The organism is Pseudoclavibacter helvolus (assembly GCF_049707175.1).
In the GTDB taxonomy this organism is placed as follows: Bacteria; Actinomycetota; Actinomycetes; order Actinomycetales; family Microbacteriaceae; genus Pseudoclavibacter; species Pseudoclavibacter helvolus_A.
The window spans coordinates 203,019-227,283 of sequence record NZ_JBNAFM010000005.1 but is presented as its reverse complement, the minus strand read 5'-3'; the positions used below and the strand labels follow the sequence as shown (position 1 = coordinate 227,283).

Genomic DNA, 24,265 nt, shown 5'->3' with positions numbered 1-24,265 from the left:
CCCTAGAGCTTGATCTCGATGTTGACGTCGGCCGGAAGGTCGAGACGCATGAGCGAGTCGACGGCCTTCGGCGTCGGGTCGACAATGTCGATCAGACGCTTGTGGGTGCGCATCTCGAAGTGCTCGCGGCTGTCCTTGTACTTGTGAGGGCTACGGATCACAGCGATCACGTTCTTCTCGGTAGGCAGGGGCACCGGGCCGATGACGGAGGCGCCAGCACGGGTTACGGTGTCGACGATCTTGCGCGCCGAGCTGTCGATGACCTCGTGGTCATACGACTTCAGTCGAATGCGGATCTTCTGTCCCGCCATGGTTGACTCTCTCTCTCAATGACGTGCCGCCATTGCGGCTTCGCATGCAACCCCGTGGCGTCTTCACGCCGGGATTCGCACCACTGTTTTTCTGTCAAGTTCACCTGCTCGGAGCACAGGAGTGTGCTCAAGCTGATGGACGGTCTTCCGGATCGGACCTCGGTGAGGTCGTCTCCGGAGACCGGAGCTTTGCTCTGCTGCCGGCGGCCTAAGCTGCGCACCAGGCGTCTTTCGACGCGGGGCGCTTATGCACACTCCGGGCAGTGATTCGAACACACGACTATCGCCGCGCCCCGAAATACTGAACTCACCGAGTTTAGACCGCACTCCCCTGTTCTTGCAACCCGGGCGTGTCGCGCCGATCCTCGTGCGCGCTCAGAACCCCTGTGGAGCGAGCACAGCGTCCGCGATGACGTTCGAGAGGTAGAGCGAGTACTGGCGTCCGATGTGCGTCGGATCGCTGTGCACCGGCATGCCGGCAACGACGTTCGGGCAGGCCGCCGCCTCGAGGTCGCAGAACCACGATGTCGTCGGCACCACCTGGGCACCCGCGTCCGACATCGTCCCGGCGAGCTCGTCGACGCGCTGCTGGCGCTCCGCACCGAACGGCGTCTCGCAGTAGCGGGACGCTTCGGCGACGGTGGAGGCTTCCATGCACTCGTCGAGGTCCCGAGTCGGTGGCACCGAGTCGAGCCACACAACCGTGATGCCGAGGTCGGTGAGCGCACGGACGTACTCGCTCGAACCCCGACCGAGGTCTGCACCCACATCGTCGCCAAGGTGCTCGTAACCGTCGCCGACCCACCAGGCGCCATAGGAGATCACGACGAGCTCGGGCAGCCGCTCAGTGGCGAGATCAACGACCCACTCGTTGTGGCCTTCACAGGTCTCGCGGTAGTGATCGATGCTGTCCAGCCCTGCGCCCGACGTGAACGGGCACATGGAGAGGCCCATGAGCTGCAGCTTCGTGCCTTCGCCGAGCGCTTCTCGGAACCCTGGGGCCCATGTCACCGCTTGCGAGTCGCCGACGAGCCAGACCTCGCGGTCCGCGTCACTCTCGCCATAGGCACAGCGATCGAGGGCTTCGTCGGAAGCGACAGACACGCAGTCGTCGAGCTCCCATTCCTCGCTGCGCGCCTCAGCGCCGCTGATGAGCTCCCCGTCCGGCACGGTCGGGTCAGCCACAGCATCCGCGACGACGGCGGCGAGGTCGTCGATGCTCGCCACCGCGGGGGCGAGCTCGATCGCCTGGATTGCGTCCTCGTGCACCTGGGGTGCCACCTGCACGCCCACGAAGGTCACGAGCGCGACGAGGGGCACCGTCACCGACGTGAGGAGGCGCGGGTTCGACTTCCATTTCGGTGCTGACGCGTCGACCTGCGAGATGGGGTTCCGAACCCGCCCCAGGAGCTTGAGTCCCTTGGACGCGGCCCACGCGACGGCGATCGAGACGGCCAACAGGATGACGCCGTCGAAGAACGAGACCGGCTCGGCCCGATCCGGGAAAAGCTCGACGTAGAGCTTCAGAATCGGCCAGCTCCAGAGGTACAGCCCGTACGAGAATCCCCCGAGCCACACCAGCGGCTTCCAGGTGAGGAGCCGGTTGCCACCAACCGGGTCCCCGGATGCGCCAGCAAGGAGCACGAGCAGGGCACCGCCCACTGGGTACAGAGCGATGAGGCCCGGGTAGGGCCAGCTGCTCGGCAAAAGCCCGGCGGTGAGCACGAGCGCGAGGCCGAGACTCCCCAGCACGGCGCGCACGCGTGTGGGCAGGTGGATGCGCGTGACGAGGAGCGCCGCCATGGCGCCGATGCCGAACTCCCAGAGCCGCGCCCAGGTGCTGTAGTACGTGGGCACGGGGTCAACGGCGACACCGTTCAGCGCGGAGATGAACGACGCGATCGTCAATACGGCGAACCCGACGACGGCCACGCGTCGTACCGGCCACGTCGCGCGCTTCGCGAGGAGCCCGAGCAGCACCACGAAGACCAGGAGAAGGAGCGTCGACTGCCCTTGCACGGACATGGCCCAGAAGTGCTGGACCGCGGACTTATCGTGGCCCGCAGCGATGTAGTCGGTCGCGTCCCCGGCGAGGCGCCAGTTCTCCCAGTAGGTGGCGGCCGCGAAGACATCGGTGACGTTGCGCTGGAAGGAGAGCGGTGGCTCGGTGAAGAGCAGCACCGCGGAGACGACGAGCAGAACGAGGCCCGCCATGGGGAACAGGCGCGTCGCGGTGCGCTTGACGTACTGCCAGACACGGATGCTCCCCCGCCGTTCGAGTTCGCCGACGAGCGTCGTCGCGAGCAAGAAGCCGCCAAGCACGAAGAAGAGGTCAACGCCACCGGAGACGGTGCCGAACCAGATGTGGAACGAGGCGACGAGCAGCGACGCGACAGCGCGAAGCCCCTGAATGTCGTCGCGATAGCGGTTCGGCGCCGGTCGAGCTGAAGCCCTCAAGGGACGTTCTGCGCGTACGGACATTCGTCGAGCTCCTGGTGCTGCTGCGCTCATGCGGCGGTCGGTCCTCCGCTGGCAGCGTCGAGGCTGAGCGGAAGGGGCGGGGGCCGCGGCTGTGCTCTCGACGCACAGTGTTCTACTCTAACCCGCTTCCGGATTCGAGGAATTCCGGCCCGAACACGTCGAACCAGGATGCGTGCATCCGTGTCATCGCTGTGCTGCCGGTGCCGGGAACGCAAAATGGGGCCGGACCCGAAGGTCCGACCCCACTGTGCAGTGAGCTGGAAGCTTACTTGTTGATCTTCGTCACCGTGCCGGCGCCGACCGTGCGGCCACCCTCACGGATTGCGAAGCCGAGGCCCTCTTCCATGGCGATCGGCTGGATGAGCTCGACCGTCATGTCGGTGGTGTCACCAGGCATGATCATTTCCTTGCCCTCGGGCAGGGTGATGACGCCGGTCACGTCCGTGGTGCGGAAGTAGAACTGCGGGCGGTAGTTCGTGAAGAACGGGTTGTGACGGCCACCCTCGTCCTTCGAGAGGATGTAGGCAGTGCCCTCGAAGTTCGTGTGCGGCGTGACCGAACCGGGAGCGACGATGACCTGACCGCGCTCGACGTCCTCGCGCTTCGTGCCACGAAGGAGCAGACCACAGTTCTCACCGGCCCACGCCTCGTCGAGCTGCTTGTGGAACATCTCGATACCCGTGACGGTCGTCTTGACGGTCGGGCGGAGGCCGACGATCTCGACGTCCGAGTTGATCGAGAGCGTGCCACGCTCGGCGCGACCCGTGACAACGGTTCCACGACCGGTGATCGTGAAGACGTCCTCGACGGGCATGAGGAACGGCTTGTCCTTGTCGCGGACGGGCTCCGGCACGTTGTCGTCGACAGCCTGCATGAGCTCGACGATCTTCTCTGCCCACTTCTCGTCGCCCTCAAGAGCCTTGAGGCCGGAGACCTGGACGACAGGAGCGTCGTCGCCGGGGTAGTCCTGGCTGGAGAGGAGCTCGCGAACCTCGAGCTCGACGAGCTCCAGGATCTCCTCGTCGTCAACCATGTCAGCCTTGTTCAGGGCCACGACGAGGTACGGCACGCCGACCTGCTTCGCGAGCAGAACGTGCTCACGCGTCTGGGCCATGGGGCCGTCGGTTGCGGCAACCACGAGGATTGCGCCATCCATCTGCGCAGCACCCGTGATCATGTTCTTGATGTAGTCGGCGTGACCCGGAGCATCGACGTGAGCGTAGTGACGCTTGGGCGTCTCGTACTCGACGTGGGAGATGTTGATCGTGATACCGCGCTGACGCTCTTCCGGAGCGGAGTCGATCGACGCGAAGTCACGCTGCACGTTGGTCGCCGAAGGGTACTTGTCAGCAAGCACCTTCGAGATCGCTGCGGTGAGCGTGGTCTTGCCGTGGTCGACGTGACCGATCGTTCCGATGTTTACGTGCGGCTTGGTCCGCTCGAACTTGGCCTTAGCCACTGTGGTCCTCCTAGGACGTCGTTGGTGCCAGTCCGCGAATGACGCAGAATGACTTCCGGGTTTTCAGTGATGAATGTTACCCGCTCGGGCGACGCGCTGCGTCACCCGAGCCGGCAAGGGCTACTCGCCCCGGTTCTTCTGGATGATCTCCTCGGCAACAGCCTTGGGGACCTCGGCGTACGTTTCGAACGTCATGGAGTACACGGCACGACCAGAGGTCTTGCTGCGCAGGTCTCCGATGTATCCGAACATCTCCGACAGCGGCACGAGTGCACGCACCACCTTCACACCACTGGCATCTTCCATCGACTGGATCTGGCCGCGGCGCGAGTTGAGGTCGCCGATCACGTCGCCCATGTACTCCTCAGGAGTACGGACCTCGACCGCCATGAGCGGCTCGAGGATGACGGGACCGGCCTTGGGAGCTGCTTCCTTGAACGCGATCGAGCCCGCGATCTTGAACGCCATCTCCGAGGAGTCGACGTCGTGGGCAGCGCCATCGAGGAGCGACGCCTTGACGCCGACCATCGGGTAGCCGGCGAGGACGCCGACCTGCATCGCATCCTGGATACCTGCATCCACGGATGGGATGTACTCACGAGGCACGCGACCACCGGTAACGGCGTTCACGAACTCGTAGGTCTTGTCAGCTTCCATCTCAAGCGGCTCGAGCTTGATCTGGATCTTGGCGAACTGGCCGGAGCCACCCGTCTGCTTCTTGTGCGTGTAGTCGAACTTCTCGACGACCTTCGTGAGCGTCTCACGGTAGGCGACCTGGGGCTTGCCCACGTTCGCCTCGACCTTGAACTCGCGCTTCATGCGGTCGACGAGGATGTCGAGGTGCAGCTCGCCCATGCCCTTGATGACCGTCTGACCGGTCTCCTGGTCGAGCATGACGCGGAACGTCGGGTCTTCTTCAGCAAGCTTCTGGATGGCCGTGCCGAGCTTCTCCTGGTCGGCCTTGGTCTTCGGCTCGATGGCGACCTCGATGACGGGCTCCGGGAAGGTCATCGACTCGAGGACGATCTGCTTGTCAGGGTCGCTCAGGGTGTCACCGGTCATGGTGTCCTTGAGGCCGATGACGGCGTAGATGTGTCCCGCGGTCATCGACTCGACCGGGTTCTCCTTGTTGGCGTGCATCTGGAAGATCTTCCCGATGCGCTCCTTCTTGCCCTTCGAGGAGTTGACGACCTGCGCACCGGACGGGACGTGTCCCGAGTAGACGCGCGTGTAGATCAGACGACCGAAGAAGGGGTGCACGGCGATCTTGAATGCCAGCGCGGCGAACGGCTCGTCGGCGCTCGGACGACGCGTGAGCTCCTCCGACTCGTCGCGCGGGTTCATGCCGACAACGGCGGGAACGTCGAGCGGCGATGGGAGGTAGTCGACGACTGCATCGAGCATCGGCTGGACACCGCGGTTCTTGAACGCGGAGCCGCAGAGCACGGGGTACATCTCGCTCGTGACGGTGAGCTTGCGGATGGCGGCCTTGATCTCGGCGATCGAGATCTCCTCGCCCGCGAAGAAGCGCTCCATGAGCTCGTCGTCGGTCTCGGCGACGGCCTCGAGCAGCTTCGTGCGGTATTCCTCCGCGCGCTCCTTGAGGTCCTCGGGGATCTCCTGCGTCTCGTAGGCCGCACCGAGGGTGGTGTCACCCTTGGCGTCGCTCGGCCAGACCTTCGCGTTCATCTCGACCAGGTCGACGATGCCGATGAAGTCGTTCTCAGCACCGATGGGGAGCTGGATGACGAGCGGCTTCGCGCCGAGGCGGTTCACGATGGTGTCGACCGTGAAGTAGAAGTCGGCGCCGAGCTTGTCCATCTTGTTGACGAAGCAGATGCGCGGAACGTCGTACTTGTCGGCCTGACGCCAAACGGTCTCCGACTGGGGCTCAACGCCCTCCTTGCCGTCGAACACGGCGACTGCGCCGTCGAGGACGCGGAGCGAGCGCTCCACCTCGACGGTGAAGTCGACGTGTCCGGGCGTGTCGATGATGTTGATCTGGTTCTTCTTCCAGAACGACGTCACGGCAGCGGAGGTGATCGTGATGCCACGCTCCTGCTCCTGCTCCATCCAGTCCGTCGTCGAGGCGCCATCGTGCGTCTCGCCGAGCTTGTGGTTGACACCGGTGTAGAACAGGATGCGCTCGGTGGTTGTCGTCTTGCCAGCATCGATGTGCGCCATGATGCCGATGTTGCGGACCTTGTTCAGGTCAGTAAGCACGTCCTGTGCCACGGGTGTCCTCCGAAAGGATTGAAGCGAGAGTGGTGAGGGCTACCAGCTGCTGGATTACCAGCGGTAGTGCGCGAAGGCCTTGTTGGACTCGGCCATCTTGTGCGTGTCTTCACGGCGCTTCACCGCGGCACCGAGGCCGTTGGATGCGTCGAGGATCTCGTTCGTGAGGCGCTCGGTCATCGACTTCTCACGGCGGTTCTTCGCGTAGCTGGTGAGCCAGCGGAGCGCGAGCGTGTTGGCGCGGTGCGGCTTGACCTCAACCGGAACCTGATACGTCGAGCCGCCGACGCGACGCGAGCGGACCTCAAGCGTGGGGCGAACGTTGTCGAGCGCCTTCTTCAGGGTCGCAACGGCGTCCTGGTCGGACTTCGCCGCGACGCCCTCGAGTGCGTCGTAGACGATGCGCTCGGCGAGGCCCTTCTTGCCGTCAAGAAGGATCTTGTTGACGAGCTGGCTGACGATGGGGGCGCCGTACACGGGGTCGGCGACCACGGGGCGCTTCGGGGCTGGACCCTTGCGTGGCATTACTTCTTCTCCATCTTCGCGCCGTAACGGCTGCGAGCCTGCTTGCGGTTCTTCACTGCCTGGGTGTCGAGTGCACCGCGGACGATCTTGTACCGCACACCCGGGAGGTCCTTCACACGACCGCCGCGGACGAGCACCATCGAGTGCTCCTGGAGGTTGTGGCCCTCACCTGGGATGTAGGCGGTCACCTCGGTGCCGTTCGACAGCTTGACACGAGCGACCTTGCGGAGCGCCGAGTTCGGCTTCTTGGGCGTCGTGGTGTAGACGCGGGTGCAAACCCCGCGCTGCTGAGGGTTGGCCTTCAGGGCTGGCGTCTTGGACGCCGACGCCTTGGGGCGGCGGCCCTTGCGGACCAACTGCTGAATTGTTGGCACGAATAATCTCCTTGGTTTTGTACTGCGTGATCGTGGTAAGCACGATTCCTGTGCCTACGAGGCACTGTTTGCCTCTTGATAACCGACCGGCGGTACAAAATCTCTGGTATCGCTGGTTGGTGAAGCGGTGGCAGCCGAGGCGACTGGCGTTGCTTACAGTTGCGCGTTGGACTGCAGTTTCTTCACAGTTTCAACGTTCGCACGGTTTTGGGCGCGACAGGGCGCGCGCACCGAAAAATCCTACCCCGTGAGTTTTGCAGGGTCAAGCGGCACCCCGATCGCCCCCGGCGGGTCGGGCCGTCGAGAGCAGGACCGCCACGATGACGAGCACCGACAGCGGGACGATGGCCAGACCAAACGGGCTCGTGGCGAGGCTCACGACAACCTGGCTCGGCAGCGCGAGCTGCACTTCGGGCTCCCCCGCCGCAGGGCGCGAGGCGGAGGCGGCGAGGCCAGCCGCGATCGTGAAGGTGAGCCACGACACGAGGGCGCAGAGGACGGTGAGCCAGGCCACGCCGGGCTTGCCGTGAAAGCGCCTTCGGAGGGCGATCGCAGCAGTAGCAGCGACCACGATCGTCGCGGCGGCGACGGCGAGCGGCGCCACGAGGACGCCGACCCCTGGAAGATCGATGACATCGCGGTCGAGTCCGAGCGCCACGAAGCCCCAGGTCGCGATCACCAGCGAGGCGAAGACGAGTCCGCTGACGGCACCCCAGGTCGCAGCCCTTGCCCAGGTGGAACCGGGATCAGGCGGCAGCTCCGCGTCGAGGCACTCGGTCATTCGGTGGTGGCCGCCTCGCTCAGGAGTCAACCTCGACCTGCAGGCCGCGCACGATGAGGGCGATGTCCTTGCCGATGTGCGTCGACTGTGCCGCGGTGCTCGTGCCGACCGCGGTGACGATCTCGGTCACGGGGCCGCGATGCAGGACCACCATCTTCGAGCGCACCTCGAGTCCCCCGAGCTTCGGTTCGCGCTGCGTCGACTCGACATAATGCGAGGGCACGGGCTCCACCTCGGTGACGGCACTCCGTTCCTTGCCACCGCTCTGCGCGACGCGCTGACGGAGCACCGTCAGCGCATCCTCGTGCGAGATCGTTCCCGGCCAGCGCTCGATCGTCACGAGCACGTTCGGGTTGAAGCCGTTCGTGGCGACCAGATGCCGCGCGCCGAGCACGGATCCTGCCCACTGCAGCGGCTCCCAGCCGGCGGGGATGTCGATGGCGATCTGTGGGAAGGCCGGGAAGTCCTCGCTCGGCAGCGTGAGCCGTCGCGTGCGGTCGTCGCTCATGCGCTCTCCCCGTTCGCGGCTGCGGTCTCGGCCGCACGCTCAGCCATGCGCTTCTCGTAGCCGAGTTTTGCCAGGCGATTCGCTCGCGAGACCCGGCGTCCACGTGCGGCCGCGATGCCGCCGACCCAGGTGAAGGCCTCTCGCGCGGCGATGGCGGCGACGAGCGCCGTCAAGAGGTGCTCCGATGCGCGGAACTTCGCGAGGACCTCGTCGAGTTGGATGCTCGCGAGCGGCAGGCCGTCGGCGAGGTGCTGCTGGAGCGCCGCGCCGAAGTAGTAGCCACAGAGCACGAGGGCGGCTGCGAGGAAGCCGCCGAGGACGTAAGCCCACCACCCGGCCCGGTTCACGATGAGCGCCCAGAGCACGCCGAACGCCGCGAAGACGGTCACCGGCACCGTGAAGGCCGCGGTGATGGCGAACTCCGAGGCCTCCCCGATCGGGTCGAGGCCCGTGTTGAACGCGGTTCGCAGCAGGGCAAAGGCCAGCAGGTACAGCGCGGCGAAGACGACCGAGGCGACGAGGGCGACGAAGACCGCGAACATGCGGTTCCCGCGCTTCTTCGGCTTCACTGGCGCCAGGTCGTCGCTGTCGGTCGGTGCAGACAATCGAAGCGGGGCGAAGGTCGAGTCATCGTCAGCGGAGGCCGCCGGCGCGGTGGCCGCAGACGGCGCCACGTCTGGCGCATCCGGTGCTGGCCCGTCGTCGCCCGACGTCCCTGTGCCCTCCAGCGAGCTCACGTCGGCGGTGTCGGCTGCCGCGATGGCGACAGGAGCCGCTCCCCCGCCGCCCATGCTGTCGTGCTCCAGGGCGGCGTCAGGGGCCGGAGACGATGCAGCGGCACCGTCATCGGCCTGCTGGCCCGTGCCCGTGCCGTCGAGCACCTCGACGCGCTCGGTCACGGTAACCGCCTCGACGGTCTCTCCGTCGTCGGCGAGCTGCTCCGTCACGGTCTCGGTAACGACGACCTCTGCCTCTGCACGCTCGACGCCGTGGATACTCGCCGCCGCATCGTCCTGGGGCGCTGCAACCGCCGTCTCGGCCGTCGACGCGTCCGAATCGTCGTCTGCGGGTGAGGCTGCCGCCGCGACGGGCGGAGTCGAGGAGACGGCCGCCACGCGAGCCGCCGTCCGATCGATCTCGAGCGTTCGCCGCGGCGCGTCTCGTTCGTCGTCCGGTGCCGTCGCCGAGCCTTCGGCGTCGACGGTGATCGCCGCGACAGATTCTGCACCGATGGCGTCTGCGGCGAGATCGTGTGCGGGAACGGGTTCCGTAGCTGGGAAGACGGCGGCGTCGTCCTCCTCGGCGATGACACGCTCTGTGGGGGGAACCTGCTCGGAATCGTGCGCCTGCTCTGTGACAGCGGTGCCCGCGGAACGCTCGGTGCCCACCACGGCCCCGGACGGCGGCTCGGTGTCGACACCCGCACCCTCGTATGCCTCGCGCTCAGGTTCGGCTTCGCTCGCGGCCTCGAGTCCGGCGACGTCCCCGGCAACAGGATGCCCGCCGTCAGCGGGGACTGGAGCTGCATCCTCGTCGGCGCCCGACTCGTCGCTCGCGTCGTTCTGGGCCTCCGACTCGTCGGTCGATGACGCTGCAGCGGGGGTGCCGGGTGTGCTCTGGGCGACAGGCCCATTCGCGAGCACCGCGGCGAGCTCATCTCGGTCGAGCCCGACGGTCGCGTTGGGATCGGTCGTGTCGTGCGCGAGCGGATCGGCGAAGGCGACGCTCACGTCGTCGGCTGGAGCTAGCGCGGGGTCGGTCGGCGCCTCGGCACCCCCGTCGAACGCCACGTCGTCACCGGCGAGCACTTCTCCTGACTGGACATCGCCGTCCTCGCCGATGCCGCGGCTACGCGCGAGCGCCGCCTCAAGCTGGTCCTGGGCGTCGGGGAGCTCTCTGGGGTCACCCGCTTCGGTGCCCGCTTCGTGGTTCGGGCCGTCGTCGAAAGGCTGGCGAGGCGCGCGCGTGTCGTCACTCATGACGCCAACGTTAGGGCTGCGCGCCCAGTTCTCCCTGGTGACAAGCCGCAGACGCACGAACGCCCCCACCCGTGATGGGTGGGGGCGTTCGCGGTGCGCGACGGCGAACCGTCACGACTCCAGTGCTAGCTGAAGTTCGAACCGCCGAAGTCGTCGCTCGAGAATGCCTCGAAGTCGACGAACGTGAGGTCGTTCTCGTCGAAGCTGCCCTCGTCGGCGCCGAACGGGTACCGCTCTGCGCGGGCCTCGTCGGTCGGCTCGACGGACATCTCGCGGTACTTGGTCAAGCCAGTACCTGCCGGGATGAGTCGACCGATGATGACGTTCTCCTTGAGGCCGACAAGCGGGTCGGTCGTCGCTTCCATGGCGGCCTGCGTGAGCACGCGGGTCGTCTCCTGGAAGGAAGCGGCCGAGAGCCACGACTCGGTCGCGAGCGACGCCTTCGTGATTCCCATGACTTCCTGACGTCCGGTGGCCGGCTTGCGCCCCGACATGACCGCGGCGCGGTTGACGGATGCGAAGCGCTGCCCGTCAGCCAGCTCGCCGGGGAGCATGTCGGTCTCGCCGTGGTCGATGACCGTGATCTTGCGGAGCATCTGACGGACGATGACCTCGATGTGCTTGTCGTGAATCGGCACACCCTGCGAGCGGTAGACGCCCTGCACACCGCTGACGAGGTACTTCTGCACCTCGCGAGCACCCTTGACGCGCAGCACGTCCTTCGGGTCGATGGGACCCTCGTGCAGCTGCTGGCCGTGCTCGACGTGCTGGCCGTCCTCGACGAGGAGCTCAGCGCGCTTCAGCACCGGGTAGATGTGCGGTTCGTCGCCGTTGTCCGGGATGAGGACGATCTTGCGCGACTTGTCGGTGTCCTGGATCTCGATTCGGCCTGCAGCCTCGGCGAGCGGCGATGCGCCCTTCGGGGTGCGAGCCTCGAAGAGCTCCTGGACGCGCGGGAGACCCTGCGTGATGTCACCAGCGCTCGACACACCACCGGAGTGGAACGTACGCATCGTGAGCTGCGTGCCCGGCTCGCCGATGGACTGTGCCGCGATGATGCCGACCGCCTCGCCGATGTCGACGAGGTTGCCCGTGGCGAGCGAGCGGCCGTAGCAGGCCGCGCAGACGCCGACGCTGGACTCGCACGTCAGCACGGAGCGGATCTTGACCTCGGTGATGCCCGCGTCCATGAGCTGGCCGATGACGACGTCACCCATGTCCGTGCCGGCAGCCGCGACGACGTTGCCGTCAGCGTCCACCGCGTCGACCGAGATGCTGCGGGCGTAGACCGCGTTCTCGACGTTGTCGTCCACGACGATCTCGCCACCATCGGTGATGTGGGCGATCTGGATGTCGAGGCCGCGAGCAGTGCCGCAGTCGTCTTCGCGGATGATGACGTCCTGCGAGACGTCGACGAGTCGACGCGTCAGGTATCCGGAGTCGGCCGTACGGAGCGCCGTGTCAGCCAGACCCTTACGCGCACCGTGCGTCGAGATGAAGTACTCGGCGACGGTGAGGCCCTCGCGGTACGAGTGCACGATCGGGCGAGGAATCGTCTCACCCTTCGGGTTGGCGACCAGGCCGCGCATACCGGCGATCTGGCGAACCTGCAGCCAGTTACCGTTTGCGCCTGCCGTGACCATGCGGTGGATGGAGTTGGTCGACGGGAAGGCGGCCTGCATCTCGTCGGCGACGAGCGCGGTGGCAGCTTCCCACTTCTTGATGACCTCTTCGCGGTACTCCTGCTCGGAGATCGCGCCCATGACCTGCCACTCGTTGCGGAGCTCGGCGACCTCTGCCTCGGTGCGCTCGACGATCTCTCGCTTCGAGTCCGGCGTCACGAGGTCGCTCAGGGCGATCGAGATTCCGGAGCGTGTGGCCCAGTAGAAGCCGGCGTCCTTGATGCGGTCGAGCGTCTCGGCGACCTCGTCCTTCGAGTACCGCTCCGCGAGGTAGTTGACGACACCGGACAGACGTCCCTTGGTCATCGTGTCCTCGACGTAGGGGTAGTCGGCCGGGAGCAGCTCGTTGAACCGCGCGCGTCCGAGCGTCGTCTCGACGAGCGCCGTCTCGCCCTGCACGTAGCCCTCTGGAGCCTTGCCCTCTTCGAACGTGACGCCCGTGAGGCGCAGCCTGATGGGTGCGTTGAGGTCGAGCGAGCCCTGGTCGAACGCCATGATCGCCTCGGCGGTCGAGGAGAACACTCGCCCGGCGCCCTCGACGTCGTCCTGCAGCGTCGTCAGGTGGTACAAACCGGCAACCATGTCCTGCGAGGGCAGGGTGACGGGGCGGCCATCCGACGGCTTGAGGATGTTGTTCGACGCGAGCATCAGCACGCGAGCCTCGGCCTGAGCCTCGACCGACAGCGGCAGGTGGACGGCCATCTGGTCACCGTCGAAGTCGGCGTTGAACGCCGCGCAGACGAGCGGGTGCAGCTGGATCGCCTTACCCTCGACGAGCAGCGGCTCGAACGCCTGGATGCCGAGACGGTGCAGCGTAGGTGCACGGTTGAGCAGCACCGGACGCTCACGGATGACCTCTTCGAGGACGTCCCACACCTCGGGCTTCGCGCGCTCAACGGCACGCTTGGCTGCCTTGATGTTGGAGGCGTGCTGCAGGTCGATCAGTCGCTTGATGACGTACGGCTTGAACAGCTCGAGCGCCATCTGCTTAGGAAGGCCGCACTGGTGCATGCGCAGCTGCGGACCCACGATGATGACCGAACGGCCCGAGTAGTCGACACGCTTGCCGAGCAGGTTCTGGCGGAAGCGTCCCTGCTTGCCCTTTAGCATGTCGCTGAGGGACTTGAGGGCGCGGTTGCCGGTTCCCGTGACGGGGCGTCCGCGACGGCCGTTGTCGAACAGCGCGTCGACCGACTCCTGGAGCATGCGCTTCTCGTTGTTCACGATGATCTCGGGGGCACCGAGGTCGAGCAGGCGGCGGAGGCGGTTGTTGCGGTTGATCACACGACGGTAGAGGTCGTTGAGGTCGCTGGTGGCGAAGCGGCCACCGTCGAGCTGCACCATGGGGCGGAGCTCCGGCGGGATGACCGGGACGACATCCAGGACCATCGCCGCGGGGCTGTTGCCCGTGGCGAGGAACGACGAGACGACCTTGAGGCGCTTGATGGCGCGGATCTTCTTCTGCCCCTTGCCCTCGGCGATCTGCGTACGCAGGAGCTCGCCTTCGGCCTTGAGGTCGAAGTTCTGGAGGCGCTTCTGAATGGACTCGGCACCCATGTGGGCCTCGAAGTAGTCGCCGTAGCGGTCGACCAGCTCGTGGAAGTCCGTGTCCTCAGGCTTCAGCTCGCCGACCTTGAGGTTCTTGAACGACTCGAAGACACGCTCGACGCGGGTGATGTCCTCGTCGAACCCCTTGCGGAGCTGACCCATCTCCTTCTCGCCGGCGTCCTTCGTCTTGCGGAGCTGGTCTGCCTTCGCACCCTCGGCCTCGAGGGCAGCAAGCTCCTCTTCGAGGCGCAGCATGCGAGCCGCGATGGCCGCATCCTTCTGGTCGTTCAGGCTCTTGAGCTCGAGACGCATCTCGCTCTCGAGGCCGCTGAGGTCGTCGCGACGGCCTTCCTCGTCGACCGAGATGACCATGTAGGCCGCGAAGTAGATGACCTTTTCGAGGTCCTTCGGCGCCATGTCGAGCAGGTAGCCGAGACGGCTCGGAACGCCCTTGAAGTACCAGATGTGCGTGACGGGCGCGGCGAGCTCGATGTGGCCCATGCGCTCACGGCGCACTGCCGACTTCGTGACCTCGACGCCGCATCGCTCACAGACGATGCCCTTGAAGCGCACGCGCTTGTACTTGCCGCAGGCACACTCCCAGTCGCGGGAAGGGCCGAAGATCTGCTCGCCGAACAGGCCGTCCTTCTCTGGCTTGAGCGTGCGGTAGTTGATGGTCTCTGGCTTCTTGACCTCGCCGTACGACCACTTGCGAATGTCATCGGCCGTGGCGAGGCCGATGCGCAGTTCATCAAACTTGGTTGCATCCAACAATGCTGTTGTCTCCTTGTGAAGAAAAGTCTTCGTCGTGTACGGGAGGCTTAGATCTCGTCGACGGACGAAGACTCGAAGCGGCTGGAGATGTTGATGCCGAGTTCCTCGGCGGCCCGGTAGGCCTCGTCGTCGTTGTCGCGGAGGCTGAGCGCGGTGCCGTCAGCCGAGAGGACCTCGACGTTCAGGCAGAGCGACTGCATCTCCTTGAGGAGAACCTTGAAGGATTCGGGGATACCCGGCTCCTGGATGTTCTCACCCTTGACGATGGCCTCGTAGGCCTTGACGCGCCCGACGATGTCGTCGGACTTGATGGTGAGGAGCTCCTGGAGCGTGTACGCGGCGCCGTAGGCGTAGAGCGCCCACACCTCCATCTCACCGAAGCGCTGTCCACCGAACTGCGCCTTACCACCGAGCGGCTGCTGGGTGATCATCGAGTACGGACCCGTCGAACGCGCGTGGATCTTGTCGTCGACGAGGTGGTGCAGCTTCAGGATGTACATGTAGCCGACCGAGATGGGGTCGGGGAACGGCTCACCGGAGCGGCCGTCGAACAGGACGGTCTTTCCGGTCGAGTCGATCAGGCGGTCGCCGTCGCGCGTCTTGAGCGTCGAGTCAAGGAGGCCCGTGAGCTCTTCCTCGGTCGCACCGTCGAACACGGGGGTCGCCAGCTTGACGCCGGGGGTTCCCTCGTACGCCTCAGGAGCGAGGTTCTGTGCCCACTCCGGCTCGCCGTCGATCTTCCATCCGGTCTTCGCAACCCAGCCGAGGTGCGTCTCGAGCACCTGGCCGAAGTTCATGCGCTTCGGGATTCCCAGCGGGTTGAGCACGATGTCGAGCGGCGTCCCGTCGGCGAGGAACGGCATGTCCTCTTCCGGCAGGATCTTCGCGATGACGCCCTTGTTGCCGTGGCGGCCTGCGAGCTTATCGCCCTCGGTGATCTTTCGCTCCTGGGCGATGTAGACGACCACGCGCTGGTTGACGCCCGAGCCGAGCTCGTCGTCGCCCTCTTCGGAGTCGAAGACCTTGACCTGGATGATCGTGCCGGCCTCACCGTGAGGCACCTTGAGCGAGGTGTCGCGCACTTCGCGGCTCTTCTCGTTGAAGATCGCGCGGAGCAGGCGCTCCTCGGCGCTGAGCTCGGTCTCGCCCTTCGGCGTGACCTTGCCGACGAGGATATCGCCGGGCTGGACCTCGGCACCGATGCGGATGATGCCGCGCTCGTCGAGGTCCTTGAGGAGCTCGGGCGAGACGTTCGGCAGGTCGCGAGTGATCTCTTCCTTGCCGAGCTTGGTGTCGCGGGCGTCGACCTCGTACTCCTCGATGTGAATCGAGGAGAGGGTGTCGTTCTTCACCAGGTTCTGGCTGAGGATCATGGCGTCCTCGAAGTTGTGGCCCTCCCACGGCATGAAGCCGACGAGGAGGTTCTTGCCGAGCGCGAGCTCGCCGTTCTCCGTCGCCGGGCCATCCGCGATGACCATGCCCTCTTCAATGCGCTCACCGGCAGAGACCACAACGCGGTGGTTGTAGCACGTGCCGTGGTTCGAGCGGTCGAACTTGCGGAGGAAGTAGGACTCCGTGCCGCCCTCGTCGAGCTGGATGACGACGTGGTCGGCCGAGACCGACTGCACGACACCGGCGCGGTTGGCCGTGATGACGTCTCCGGCGTCGATGGCCGCGAAGCCTTCCATACCGGTTCCGACGACCGGGCTCTCGCTGCGCACCAGCGGGACCGCCTGGCGCTGCATGTTGGCGCCCATCAGTGCGCGGTTCGCGTCGTCGTGCTCGAGGAACGGGATGAGGCTGGTCGCGACCGACACCATCTGGCGCGGCGAGACGTCCATGTAGTTGACCTCGCCTGCGGGGACCAGCTCGACCTCGCCGCCCTTGCGTCGGACGAGCACCTCGTCCTCGACGAAGTGGCCATCAGCACCGATGGGTGCGTTGGCCTGCGCGACGACGAACTCGTCTTCCTCGGACGCGGTCAGGTAGTCGACCTGCTCCGTGACCTTCGTGTCGACCACGCGGCGGTACGGCGTCTCGATGAAGCCGAACGCGTTGATGCGCGCGAACGTGGCGAGCGAGCCGATGAGGCCGATGTTCGGGCCTTCAGGCGTCTCGATCGGGCACATGCGGCCGTAGTGCGAGGGGTGAACGTCACGGACCTCGACGCCTGCGCGCTCACGCGAGAGTCCACCGGGGCCGAGGGCCGAGAGGCGACGCTTGTGCGTAAGACCCGCGAGCGGGTTGTTCTGGTCCATGAACTGCGAGAGCTGCGACGTTCCGAAGAACTCCTTGATCGCAGCGACGACGGGGCGCACGTTGATCAGGGTCTGCGGCGTGATCGCCTCGATCTCCTGCGTTGTCATGCGCTCGCGCACGACGCGCTCCATGCGGCTGAGGCCCGTGCGGACCTGCGACTGGATGAGCTCGCCGACGGCGCGGATGCGGCGGTTGCCGAAGTGGTCGATGTCATCGACGTCGAGGCGGATGTCGACGGGCTCGCCGCCGCGCTTGCCTTCGAACTTCTCGTCGCCCGCGTGCAGCGCGACCAGGTACTTGATCGTCGCGACGATGTCGTCGACGGTCAGGACCGACTCGCTGATCTCGGACTCGATGCCGAGCTTGCGGTTGATCTTGTAGCGACCAACCTTGGCGAGGTCGTAGCGCTTCGAGTTGAAGTAGAAGTTGTCGAGGAGCGCGCGGGCGGCCTCGGTGGCGACCTGCTCGCCCGGACGGAGCTTGCGGTAGATGTCCTTGAGCGCGTCTTCCTTCGTGCGGATGTCGTCCTTCTCGAGCGTGAGCTCGATGGACTCGTACCCGGCGAACTGCTCGCGGATCTCCTCGGTCGTGAGGCCGAGGGCCTTCATGAAGACCGTGACCGACTGCTTGCGCTTGCGGTCGATGCGGACCGCAACCTGGTCGCGCTTGTCGATCTCGAACTCGAGCCAGGCACCGCGGCTCGGGATGATGCGCGCCGAGAAGACGTCCTTGTCGCTGGTCTTCTCAGGGGTGCGCTCGAAGTACACGCCGGGGCTGCGGACGAGCTGCGAGACGACGACACGCTCGGTGCCGTTGATGATGAACGTGCCCTTGCTCGTCATGAGCGGGAAGTCGCCCATGAAGACGGTCTGCGTCTTGATCTCGAGCGTCTGGTGGTTCATGAACTCGGCCTCGACGTACAGCGGCGCCGAGTAGGTCTTGCCGCGCTCCTTGCACTCCTCAAGGGAGTACTTCTCGGGCTCGAGGTACGGGTTGGTGAAGCTCAGCTGCATCGTCTCGCCGAGGTCCTCGATCGGGGAGATCTCCTCGAAGATCTCGTCGAGGCCGGAGCGGAGAGCGACGTCGGTGCGGCCTTCAGCCTGCGCCTTGGCGAGGCGCTGCTTCCAGGCGTCGTTGCCGACGAGCCAGTCGAAGGATTCGGTTTGCAGGGCGAGGAGATCTGGCACATCGAGTGTGTCGCTGATCTTCGCGAATGAGAGTCGGCGTGCATTCCGACCGGTCGTAGGCGTCGGAGATGCGTTGCGCGCAGCAGCCAAGGAAGTTCCCTCCACGATCCCGCGGATTCCGCGAGATGCCAGTAGTGTCGTCGGTGAGGTTCCGCCACGTTTCACGATGTACAAGGCGTGCCCATCGTCAACGGCCACGGTCGAAGAAGACCCGCGAAGACGTTGATGAGAGAAGCACTGCCAGGCCGACCGCAATATGAAGGCATGGTGAGACGAAGCGCAAACATCGAGTGTATGCGGCGTTTGGTGGTATGTCTACCCCGACCTTGCCTCAATCTGGATTCTCCGGTATAACGCACGCCGGCTCCGCCGTGTGCGGCCCTGTGAGGCAGGCAAGCCTGCACTCACGAAGGCGAACCTGGCCTTATCAGAAAGGCGCAGCCAAGTCCAGTGTCGCCTTGAGCATCCGGCCATCCAGCTCCTACCGTTGAGGCAACCCAACAACGGAGGCACACCATGACACTGCTCGATCTCCCCAACGTCAGCACCTGTTCTGTCGCCGGCTGCTCGTTCAACCACGATGGCTGCCACGCGCCCGCCGTGACGATCGACGGCGACGAGGGATGCGCGACGTTCATCCCCCTCGACCGCAAGGGTGGCCTCGACAAGGTCATCGCCGGCGTCGGTGCCTGCCAGGCCGCCGACTGCCGATTCAACAAGGACCTCACCTGCAGCGCCCCGGCTATCCGCGTCGGCGCTCAGGGCAGCGACGCCGCCGACTGCCTGACCTACGAGACCGCCTGACCTCATCCGCACACCACACTCCGAAGCGCCGAGCTCCCACCGGGACCTCGGCGCTTCGTGGTCCGGGCCGCAGCCGGTGGGCAGTCCTCCCCCGCTTCTCCGCTGAGCAGCCGGGGTCCGTTACCGTGGATGCGAGCACGGTCGGCTTCCAGCGGCACGCAAGGAAGCGCGCCGCCCAGCTTCGGCCGTGCGAGTCCTCGCCATGAAGGAGACCCCCGTGAAGAAGCTCGTGCGCACGTCGGCGGTGGCGCTCACCGCCATGTTCCTCCTCTCGGGCTGCGCCCTCGTCGGCCAGATGTCAGGCGGGGAGGCGCCCGAGGTGGAGGGCACCTCATCCACCTCGACCGAAACCGCCTCACCGACCACGGACGACACGAACCCGTCGGCGTCCGCGGACGCAGGCGACTTCGCCGTGACCTACGCCTGCCGCATGGCTGACTCACGGAGCTTCGACGAGGCCCCGTCCGAGCTCAGCGAGATCTGGGCACTCGGCGACGACGTCACGCGCTGCACCGGGAAGTCGAACGGCGGGTCCACATTCTCCGCCACCGAGCAGGAGGCCCTGGACGCGCTCGGGCAGGCCGCGACGGACGACGATAAGGACGCGGCCCCCGACGATGTGCGCCTCGCCGACGTCTACGCGCTCTGCGCGACCCCGGGCTTCTATTTCGCGATCTCGCCAGGCATCTCGACCGACGAGCAGGCCTCGCAGCTCGAAGCCGCGCTGATCCTCTGCCCCGAGCACCCTGATGCCGATTCGGCGAGGACCTCGCTCAACACCTACGACGCCAACGTCACCGCCGGCAACGACGGCACGCGGTTCAACGACGGTGTCTGGAAGGTGGGCGAGGAGATCAAGCCGGGAACCTACAAGCCAGAGGCTCCGAGCGACACCTGCCGCTGGTTCCGCTACGACGCCAAGGGCGATTGGATCGAGTCGTCCTACGACAAGTCGCAGGCGGAGATCGTCGTGACGATCGACGCGACGGACGACACCTTCGAGTCCCGGAACTGCGGCTACTGGCGCGCTTCCTGATCACGGGAGGCGTCCGACGGCGTTGCGACGCGACCGACCATGGAGTCACCTCGAACGACAACGAGCGTGCCCCCTCGAGCTCTCGGCTCGAGGGGGCACGCTCGTTGTGCGTCACACCGCGACGCGGCCTGGGCCTTGACCCGGGCGGTCGGGACTAGTTGCCCACGCCCACGGGCGCCGGCTCGGTGTCCACCGCATTGGCCTCGACGGCGGCGCGGATGCGCGCGCCCGTCTCGGCGTCGATGCTCGTCCAGTACTGGAAGGCGTTGGAGCGCACGGGCTCGATGACGGTCTCGAGCGCACCGGCGACGGTCTCGACGAGGCGGTCGCGCTGCTCGGGCGAGTAGACCTCGCGGATGAGCGTGCCCGCCTGCGAGAAGTCGTCGTCGTCAGCTCGCAGCGTGTAGGCGCTGCGAACGAGGTCGCCGTCGGTCTCCCACGAGTTCTCGACGGGACCCGTCTGGTCGGCGTACGGCCGGCCGAAGGAGTTGGGAGCGTAGACCGGGGCGGCACCCGAGTGGGCGACCGTCATGTTGCCGTCGAACGTGTAGGAGTTCGTGGCGTTCTTCGGCCGGTTGACCTCGAGCTGCTGGTAGTTCGTGCCAACTCGCGCGCGCTGCGCGTCCGGGTACGCGAACACGCGACCGAGGAGCATCTTGTCGGGCGAGATGCCGGTGCCTGGAACCTGGTTCGACGGCGAGAAGGCTGCCTGCTCGATCTGCGCGAAGAAGTTCTCCGGGTTGCGGTTGAGCTCGAGCGTGCCGACCGGGATGAGCGGGTAGTCGGCGTGCGGCCAGACCTTCGTCAGGTCGAACGGGTTGATGCGGTAGGTCTTCGCCTCTTCGAACGGCATGACCTGCACGCTGAGCTTCCAGCGCGGGAACTCCCGGCGGTCGATCGCGTCGAAAAGGTCGCGACGGTGGTACTCGGCGTCGGAGCCCGCGAGCTGCTCGGCCTCGTCGTTCGAAAGGACCTCGACGCCCTGCTCCGAGATGAAGTGGTACTTCACCCAGAAGCGTTCGCCTGCCGCGTTGATCCACGCGTAGGTGTGCGAGCCGTAGCCGTTCATGTGCCGCCACGACTGGGGCAGGCCGCGGTCGCCCATCAGGTAGGTCACCTGGTGCGCGGTTTCGGGGTTGAGGGTCCAGAAGTCCCACTGCATGGTGTTGTCGCGCAGTCCGGAGTCCGGCAGTCGCTTCTGTGAGCGGATGAAGTGGGGGAACTTCATCGGGTCGCGGAGGAAGAACACGGGCGTGTTGTTGCCGACGATGTCGAGGTTGCCCTCGCTCGTGTAGAACCGCAGCGAGAAGCCGCGCACATCGCGCCAGGTGTCCGGCGAGCCCTGCTCACCGGCGACGGTTGAGAAGCGGAGCAGGGTCTCGCTCTCGGCGCCCTGCTGGAAGACGGCCGCGCGCGTGTACTGGGAGACGTCGTGCGTCGCGGTGAACGTTCCGAAGGCTCCAGCACCCTTGGCGTGCGGGTTGCGCTCCGGCACTCGCTCACGGTTGAAGCTCGCGAGCGTCTCCACGAGACGCACGTCGTGCAGCATCAGCGGGCCGTCGGCGCCGGCGCTCAGGGAGTTCCGGTCGCTCTCGGTGGGTGAGCCGTTCGTCTCGGTCGATGGGACTTTCGGGTCGATGTACTCCGTCATTTCGCTCCTCTTTCGTGTCATCTGAACTGGGGACAGGGGGATGAGATCGGGGCCGCGGTCTCGGGTCAGCGCGAGCAGTCTGCGCAGAGCCCGCGGTAGACGACTTCGGCTGTGTGCACGGCGAAGCCGCGAGGCGCTTCGGGGACCAGGCAGGGAGCCTCGCCGACCGCGCAGTCGACGTCCTCGATGCGGCCGCAGGAGTCGCACACGGCGTGGTGGTGGTTGTCGCCGATGCGGGTTTCGAATCGCGCGGCGGTGCGAGGCGCGTCAAACCGCCGCACGAGGCCGACCCGCCCGAGGTCGTCGAGGATGCCATAGATGGCCTGCAGCGTGAGTGAGCCGAGCTCGCCCCGAAGCGGGGTGGCTGCCGCGAAGATGCGCTCGGCCGAGGAGTGCGGGCTCGCGTCGAGCAGCTCGAGGACGGCGACACGCTGCCGCGTCACCCGGAGGCCCGCGCGCCGCAGGACCGACTGCCAGAAGTCGGCGTCGCGGTGCGCATCCGCTCTGGGCTCGGTCACGTGTGGCATGACTCAATGCTGGCGCTTCTTTTGAAGAATTCCAAACAAGGCGACCCTTGCTCGAAAACCGCGTGTCTCTGCTTGACTTGCCAGGTGCCGCCAGCCAACGACAAGCCCCAAAGCAGCCCGCAGACCAGCGTCAGGCTCGACTCCGGCGCCCAGGCGCGCTTCTCCCGAGACGGCGAGGAGTGGACCCTGATCGTCGACGGGACCCCACAGTCCGCGGTCAACCCCCTCGACCCGCGAGAACTCTCCTTCGGCTACATCCGGCACATGGGGTACGTGCTCGACCTCGCCTTCCCCGAGGCAGCGGCGATCACGGCGCTCCATCTCGGCGCCGGAGCACTCACGATCCCCCGGTATGTCGATGCCACACGCCCGCGCTCACGCCAGCAGGTCGTCGAGCTCGAGCGCTCGCTGGTCGACTTCGTGCGCGACGTCGTCCCACTCCCCGCCGGGGCGAGCATCCGCATCCGCTACGGCGATGCGCGCGAACAGCTCGGCAGGCTCCCGCGGGGACTCCTCGGCTCGGTCGACGCGATCGTCGTCGACATCTTCTCGGGCGCGCAGACGCCAGCGCACGTCACGAGCGTCGAGTTCTTCGCCGAGCTCGCCCCCTTCCTGCGCCCAGACGGGGTCGTGCTCGTCAACATCGCCGACGGCCATGACCTGGCCTTCGCCAGAGCTGAGGTGGCGACACTGATCGAGGTCTTCGGCGAGGTCGCGCTCGTCGGCGACCCCGCCATGCTGAAGGGGCGAAGGTTCGGCAACATCGCCGCAGTCGCCTCCCGGTCGGCGGATGCGCTGGCACTGCCGGGCCTCGAGCGTCGCGTCGCGTCCGGGTTCCCGCCCGCGGTCGTGGTGCGCGGCAAGGCCGTACGCGAGTTCGTGCGGGGCGCCGAACCCGCACGCGACGCCTCGGCGACGGCATCACCGCTGCCGGGAAAGAGCGTGTTCCGAGAACGACGGCAGGGCGGCTGGTAGTCGGCACAGGCACGAGATCGGATCGCCTCTCCACAACCCGGCGAGGGATGCACCGATCCGTCGCCGCTGCGACTAACCTGCTGGGGTGTCAGACGCTCCCATCATCCTCGGCTACGACCCGGAGACCCTCCGCGAGCGCATCGACGTCGACGTTGCGGAGGCTCGACTCGCGGAGATCGCCGTGCTGCGCTCCCTGTCCGCCCTCAACGAGAAGGTCGCACTGCTTCGCATGCTCGGCCGGCTCGACGAGGCGTTCGACACCGCGCAGACCGCCTACCGCCAGTCGCGCTTCACCGGCGCGAGGGAGGACGCACTCGCGGCGCGCATCCGCAAGGCGCAGGTGCAGCAGTTCCAGGGCAAGCACGATGTCGCCCTGCAGGACCTGACGGGCTGCGTCGACGAGGCCCTCACCCATGAATGGGACGAACTCGCTGCCTTCGCGCTGCAGCATCGCGGCAAGGTGCGTTTCGAGCAGCGCGAGTACACGGAGGCCTTGGTCGACTTCGAGCGTGCCCACGAGCTGCGTCTGGCACGAGGCGTCGCCGCCGACCAGCTGCAGTCGTCGAAGTTCGCGATCCGCGTGACCCGCGCGATCCTCGAGGGCGACGAGGAGCCCTCCTCGGAGCTGAGCGAGCCGATCACCTCGATCGACTCCTAGGCGAGGCGGCCGTGGCCGACCTGGCCAGGGTGCAGGTCTGGGCGGAGGCCCTCATCCGCATGCACCTCGATGAGACCTGGAGCTTCGGCTTCGATCACGCCAAGAAACGGGCGGGTGCCTGCAACTTCCGCGACAAGCGCATCACCGTCTCCCGCTACCTGTCGGCCCGCTACGACGACGACACCGTGCATCAGACGCTGCTGCACGAGGTCGCGCACGCCGTCGCAGGCCACAAGGCCGGTCACGGACCCGAGTGGAAGCGCGTCGCGGATGAGCTCGGCTACGTGGGCGGTCGCACCCACGACGGCGAGGTGGCGAGCGAGTTCGCGAAGTGGGCAGGCACCTGCCCCAACGGCCACGAGGTACTTCGGTTCCGCCGGCCCGCACGCGGCCGACTCGTCTCATGCCTCCGCTGCGCCCCGTCCTTCGATCGGCGGTTCCTCATCCAATGGCGCGAGCGCTCGGACGCGGAGCGCCGAGGCGGAGCTGAGCCGAGCTGAGCTGAACTGAG

The 24,265-nt window shown here is 66.4% G+C and carries 18 protein-coding genes; 5 read left to right on the top strand and 13 right to left on the bottom strand.

Annotated features, from left to right (window positions below):
• Positions 1 to 2: 2 nt before the first annotated feature.
• From rpsJ to ACPYN9_RS06125, 11 genes are all read right to left on the bottom strand, one after another.
• The gene (rpsJ, locus tag ACPYN9_RS06175) at positions 3 to 311 is read right to left on the bottom strand and encodes a 30S ribosomal protein S10 (protein WP_068479296.1); all 309 of its coding nucleotides are present in this window, start codon (positions 309 to 311) and stop codon (positions 3 to 5) included.
• Positions 312 to 686: 375 nt separating this feature from the next.
• Positions 687 to 2,792 (bottom strand): acyltransferase family protein, encoded by a 2,106-nt coding sequence (locus tag ACPYN9_RS06170; protein ID WP_424464878.1) that lies wholly within the window; start codon positions 2,790 to 2,792, stop codon positions 687 to 689.
• 265 nt (positions 2,793 to 3,057) lie between these two features.
• The gene (gene tuf, locus ACPYN9_RS06165; protein ID WP_068479300.1) at positions 3,058 to 4,251 is read right to left on the bottom strand and encodes an elongation factor Tu; all 1,194 of its coding nucleotides are present in this window, start codon (positions 4,249 to 4,251) and stop codon (positions 3,058 to 3,060) included.
• 120 nt (positions 4,252 to 4,371) lie between these two features.
• Positions 4,372 to 6,486, bottom strand: coding sequence for an elongation factor G (gene fusA / locus ACPYN9_RS06160; protein WP_424464876.1), 2,115 nt, complete (start codon positions 6,484 to 6,486; stop codon positions 4,372 to 4,374).
• 54 nt (positions 6,487 to 6,540) lie between these two features.
• Complete coding sequence (gene rpsG / locus ACPYN9_RS06155) at positions 6,541 to 7,011, bottom strand: 30S ribosomal protein S7 (protein WP_104254040.1); 471 nt, start codon at positions 7,009 to 7,011, stop codon at positions 6,541 to 6,543.
• On the bottom strand, positions 7,011 to 7,385 hold the full coding sequence (rpsL, locus tag ACPYN9_RS06150) for a 30S ribosomal protein S12 (RefSeq protein WP_068479306.1): 375 nt from the start codon (positions 7,383 to 7,385) through the stop codon (positions 7,011 to 7,013). Before rpsL ends, rpsG begins: the two co-directional genes overlap by 1 nt.
• A gap of 262 nt (positions 7,386 to 7,647) precedes the next feature.
• On the bottom strand, positions 7,648 to 8,166 hold the full coding sequence (locus ACPYN9_RS06145; RefSeq protein ID WP_424464874.1) for a hypothetical protein: 519 nt from the start codon (positions 8,164 to 8,166) through the stop codon (positions 7,648 to 7,650).
• Positions 8,167 to 8,185: 19 nt separating this feature from the next.
• A complete protein-coding gene (locus ACPYN9_RS06140; protein ID WP_424464872.1) occupies positions 8,186 to 8,674 on the bottom strand; it encodes a hypothetical protein in 489 nt (162 codons plus the stop codon).
• Complete coding sequence (locus ACPYN9_RS06135) at positions 8,671 to 10,653, bottom strand: hypothetical protein (RefSeq protein ID WP_424464871.1); 1,983 nt, start codon at positions 10,651 to 10,653, stop codon at positions 8,671 to 8,673. Before ACPYN9_RS06135 ends, ACPYN9_RS06140 begins: the two co-directional genes overlap by 4 nt.
• Positions 10,654 to 10,778: 125 nt before the next feature.
• A complete protein-coding gene (locus ACPYN9_RS06130; RefSeq protein WP_424464869.1) occupies positions 10,779 to 14,657 on the bottom strand; it encodes a DNA-directed RNA polymerase subunit beta' in 3,879 nt (1,292 codons plus the stop codon).
• 47 nt (positions 14,658 to 14,704) lie between these two features.
• Positions 14,705 to 18,193: a DNA-directed RNA polymerase subunit beta gene (locus ACPYN9_RS06125; protein ID WP_424464868.1), complete on the bottom strand. Its 3,489-nt coding sequence runs from the start codon at positions 18,191 to 18,193 to the stop codon at positions 14,705 to 14,707.
• 426 nt (positions 18,194 to 18,619) lie between these two features.
• Between ACPYN9_RS06125 and ACPYN9_RS06120 the strand changes: the two genes are divergently transcribed.
• Both ACPYN9_RS06120 and ACPYN9_RS06115 read left to right on the top strand, forming a co-directional pair.
• Positions 18,620 to 18,907, top strand: a complete 288-nt coding sequence (locus tag ACPYN9_RS06120) for a DUF1540 domain-containing protein (RefSeq protein ID WP_424464866.1) — start codon at positions 18,620 to 18,622, stop codon at positions 18,905 to 18,907.
• 217 nt (positions 18,908 to 19,124) lie between these two features.
• Positions 19,125 to 19,943, top strand: a complete 819-nt coding sequence (locus tag ACPYN9_RS06115) for a hypothetical protein (protein ID WP_424464864.1) — start codon at positions 19,125 to 19,127, stop codon at positions 19,941 to 19,943.
• 154 nt (positions 19,944 to 20,097) lie between these two features.
• On the opposite strand, the gene ACPYN9_RS06110 is transcribed toward ACPYN9_RS06115, so the two are convergent.
• Positions 20,098 to 21,594, bottom strand: a complete 1,497-nt coding sequence (locus tag ACPYN9_RS06110) for a catalase (RefSeq protein WP_424464863.1) — start codon at positions 21,592 to 21,594, stop codon at positions 20,098 to 20,100.
• A 65-nt stretch (positions 21,595 to 21,659) separates the two neighbouring features.
• Complete coding sequence (locus ACPYN9_RS06105; RefSeq protein WP_424464861.1) at positions 21,660 to 22,121, bottom strand: Fur family transcriptional regulator; 462 nt, start codon at positions 22,119 to 22,121, stop codon at positions 21,660 to 21,662.
• Between the two features lie 84 nt (positions 22,122 to 22,205).
• Here ACPYN9_RS06105 and ACPYN9_RS06100 point away from each other — a divergent pair, with 84 nt between their 5' ends.
• From ACPYN9_RS06100 to ACPYN9_RS06090, 3 genes are all read left to right on the top strand, one after another.
• A complete protein-coding gene (locus ACPYN9_RS06100; protein ID WP_424464859.1) occupies positions 22,206 to 23,096 on the top strand; it encodes a spermidine synthase in 891 nt (296 codons plus the stop codon).
• 85 nt (positions 23,097 to 23,181) lie between these two features.
• The gene (locus ACPYN9_RS06095) at positions 23,182 to 23,754 is read left to right on the top strand and encodes a hypothetical protein (protein WP_424464857.1); all 573 of its coding nucleotides are present in this window, start codon (positions 23,182 to 23,184) and stop codon (positions 23,752 to 23,754) included.
• Between the two features lie 11 nt (positions 23,755 to 23,765).
• The gene (locus ACPYN9_RS06090) at positions 23,766 to 24,254 is read left to right on the top strand and encodes a SprT-like domain-containing protein (RefSeq protein WP_424464855.1); all 489 of its coding nucleotides are present in this window, start codon (positions 23,766 to 23,768) and stop codon (positions 24,252 to 24,254) included.
• Positions 24,255 to 24,265 lie beyond the last annotated feature (11 nt).

What these genes read in the sequence shown, in the direction of transcription:
- rpsG (WP_104254040.1), bottom strand. Translation starts at nt 7,011, where the DNA reads ATGCCACGCAAGGGTCCAGCCCCGAAGCGCCCCGTGGTCGCCGACCCC.
- ACPYN9_RS06140 (WP_424464872.1), bottom strand. Translation starts at nt 8,674, where the DNA reads ATGAGCGACGACCGCACGCGACGGCTCACGCTGCCGAGCGAGGACTTC.
- ACPYN9_RS06170 (WP_424464878.1), bottom strand. Translation starts at nt 2,792, where the DNA reads ATGTCCGTACGCGCAGAACGTCCCTTGAGGGCTTCAGCTCGACCGGCG.
- rpsJ (WP_068479296.1), bottom strand. Translation starts at nt 311, where the DNA reads ATGGCGGGACAGAAGATCCGCATTCGACTGAAGTCGTATGACCACGAG.
- ACPYN9_RS06110 (WP_424464863.1), bottom strand. Translation starts at nt 21,594, where the DNA reads ATGACGGAGTACATCGACCCGAAAGTCCCATCGACCGAGACGAACGGC.
- ACPYN9_RS06145 (WP_424464874.1), bottom strand. Translation starts at nt 8,166, where the DNA reads ATGACCGAGTGCCTCGACGCGGAGCTGCCGCCTGATCCCGGTTCCACC.
- ACPYN9_RS06135 (WP_424464871.1), bottom strand. Translation starts at nt 10,653, where the DNA reads ATGAGTGACGACACGCGCGCGCCTCGCCAGCCTTTCGACGACGGCCCG.
- ACPYN9_RS06120 (WP_424464866.1), top strand. Translation starts at nt 18,620, where the DNA reads ATGACACTGCTCGATCTCCCCAACGTCAGCACCTGTTCTGTCGCCGGC.
- ACPYN9_RS06105 (WP_424464861.1), bottom strand. Translation starts at nt 22,121, where the DNA reads ATGCCACACGTGACCGAGCCCAGAGCGGATGCGCACCGCGACGCCGAC.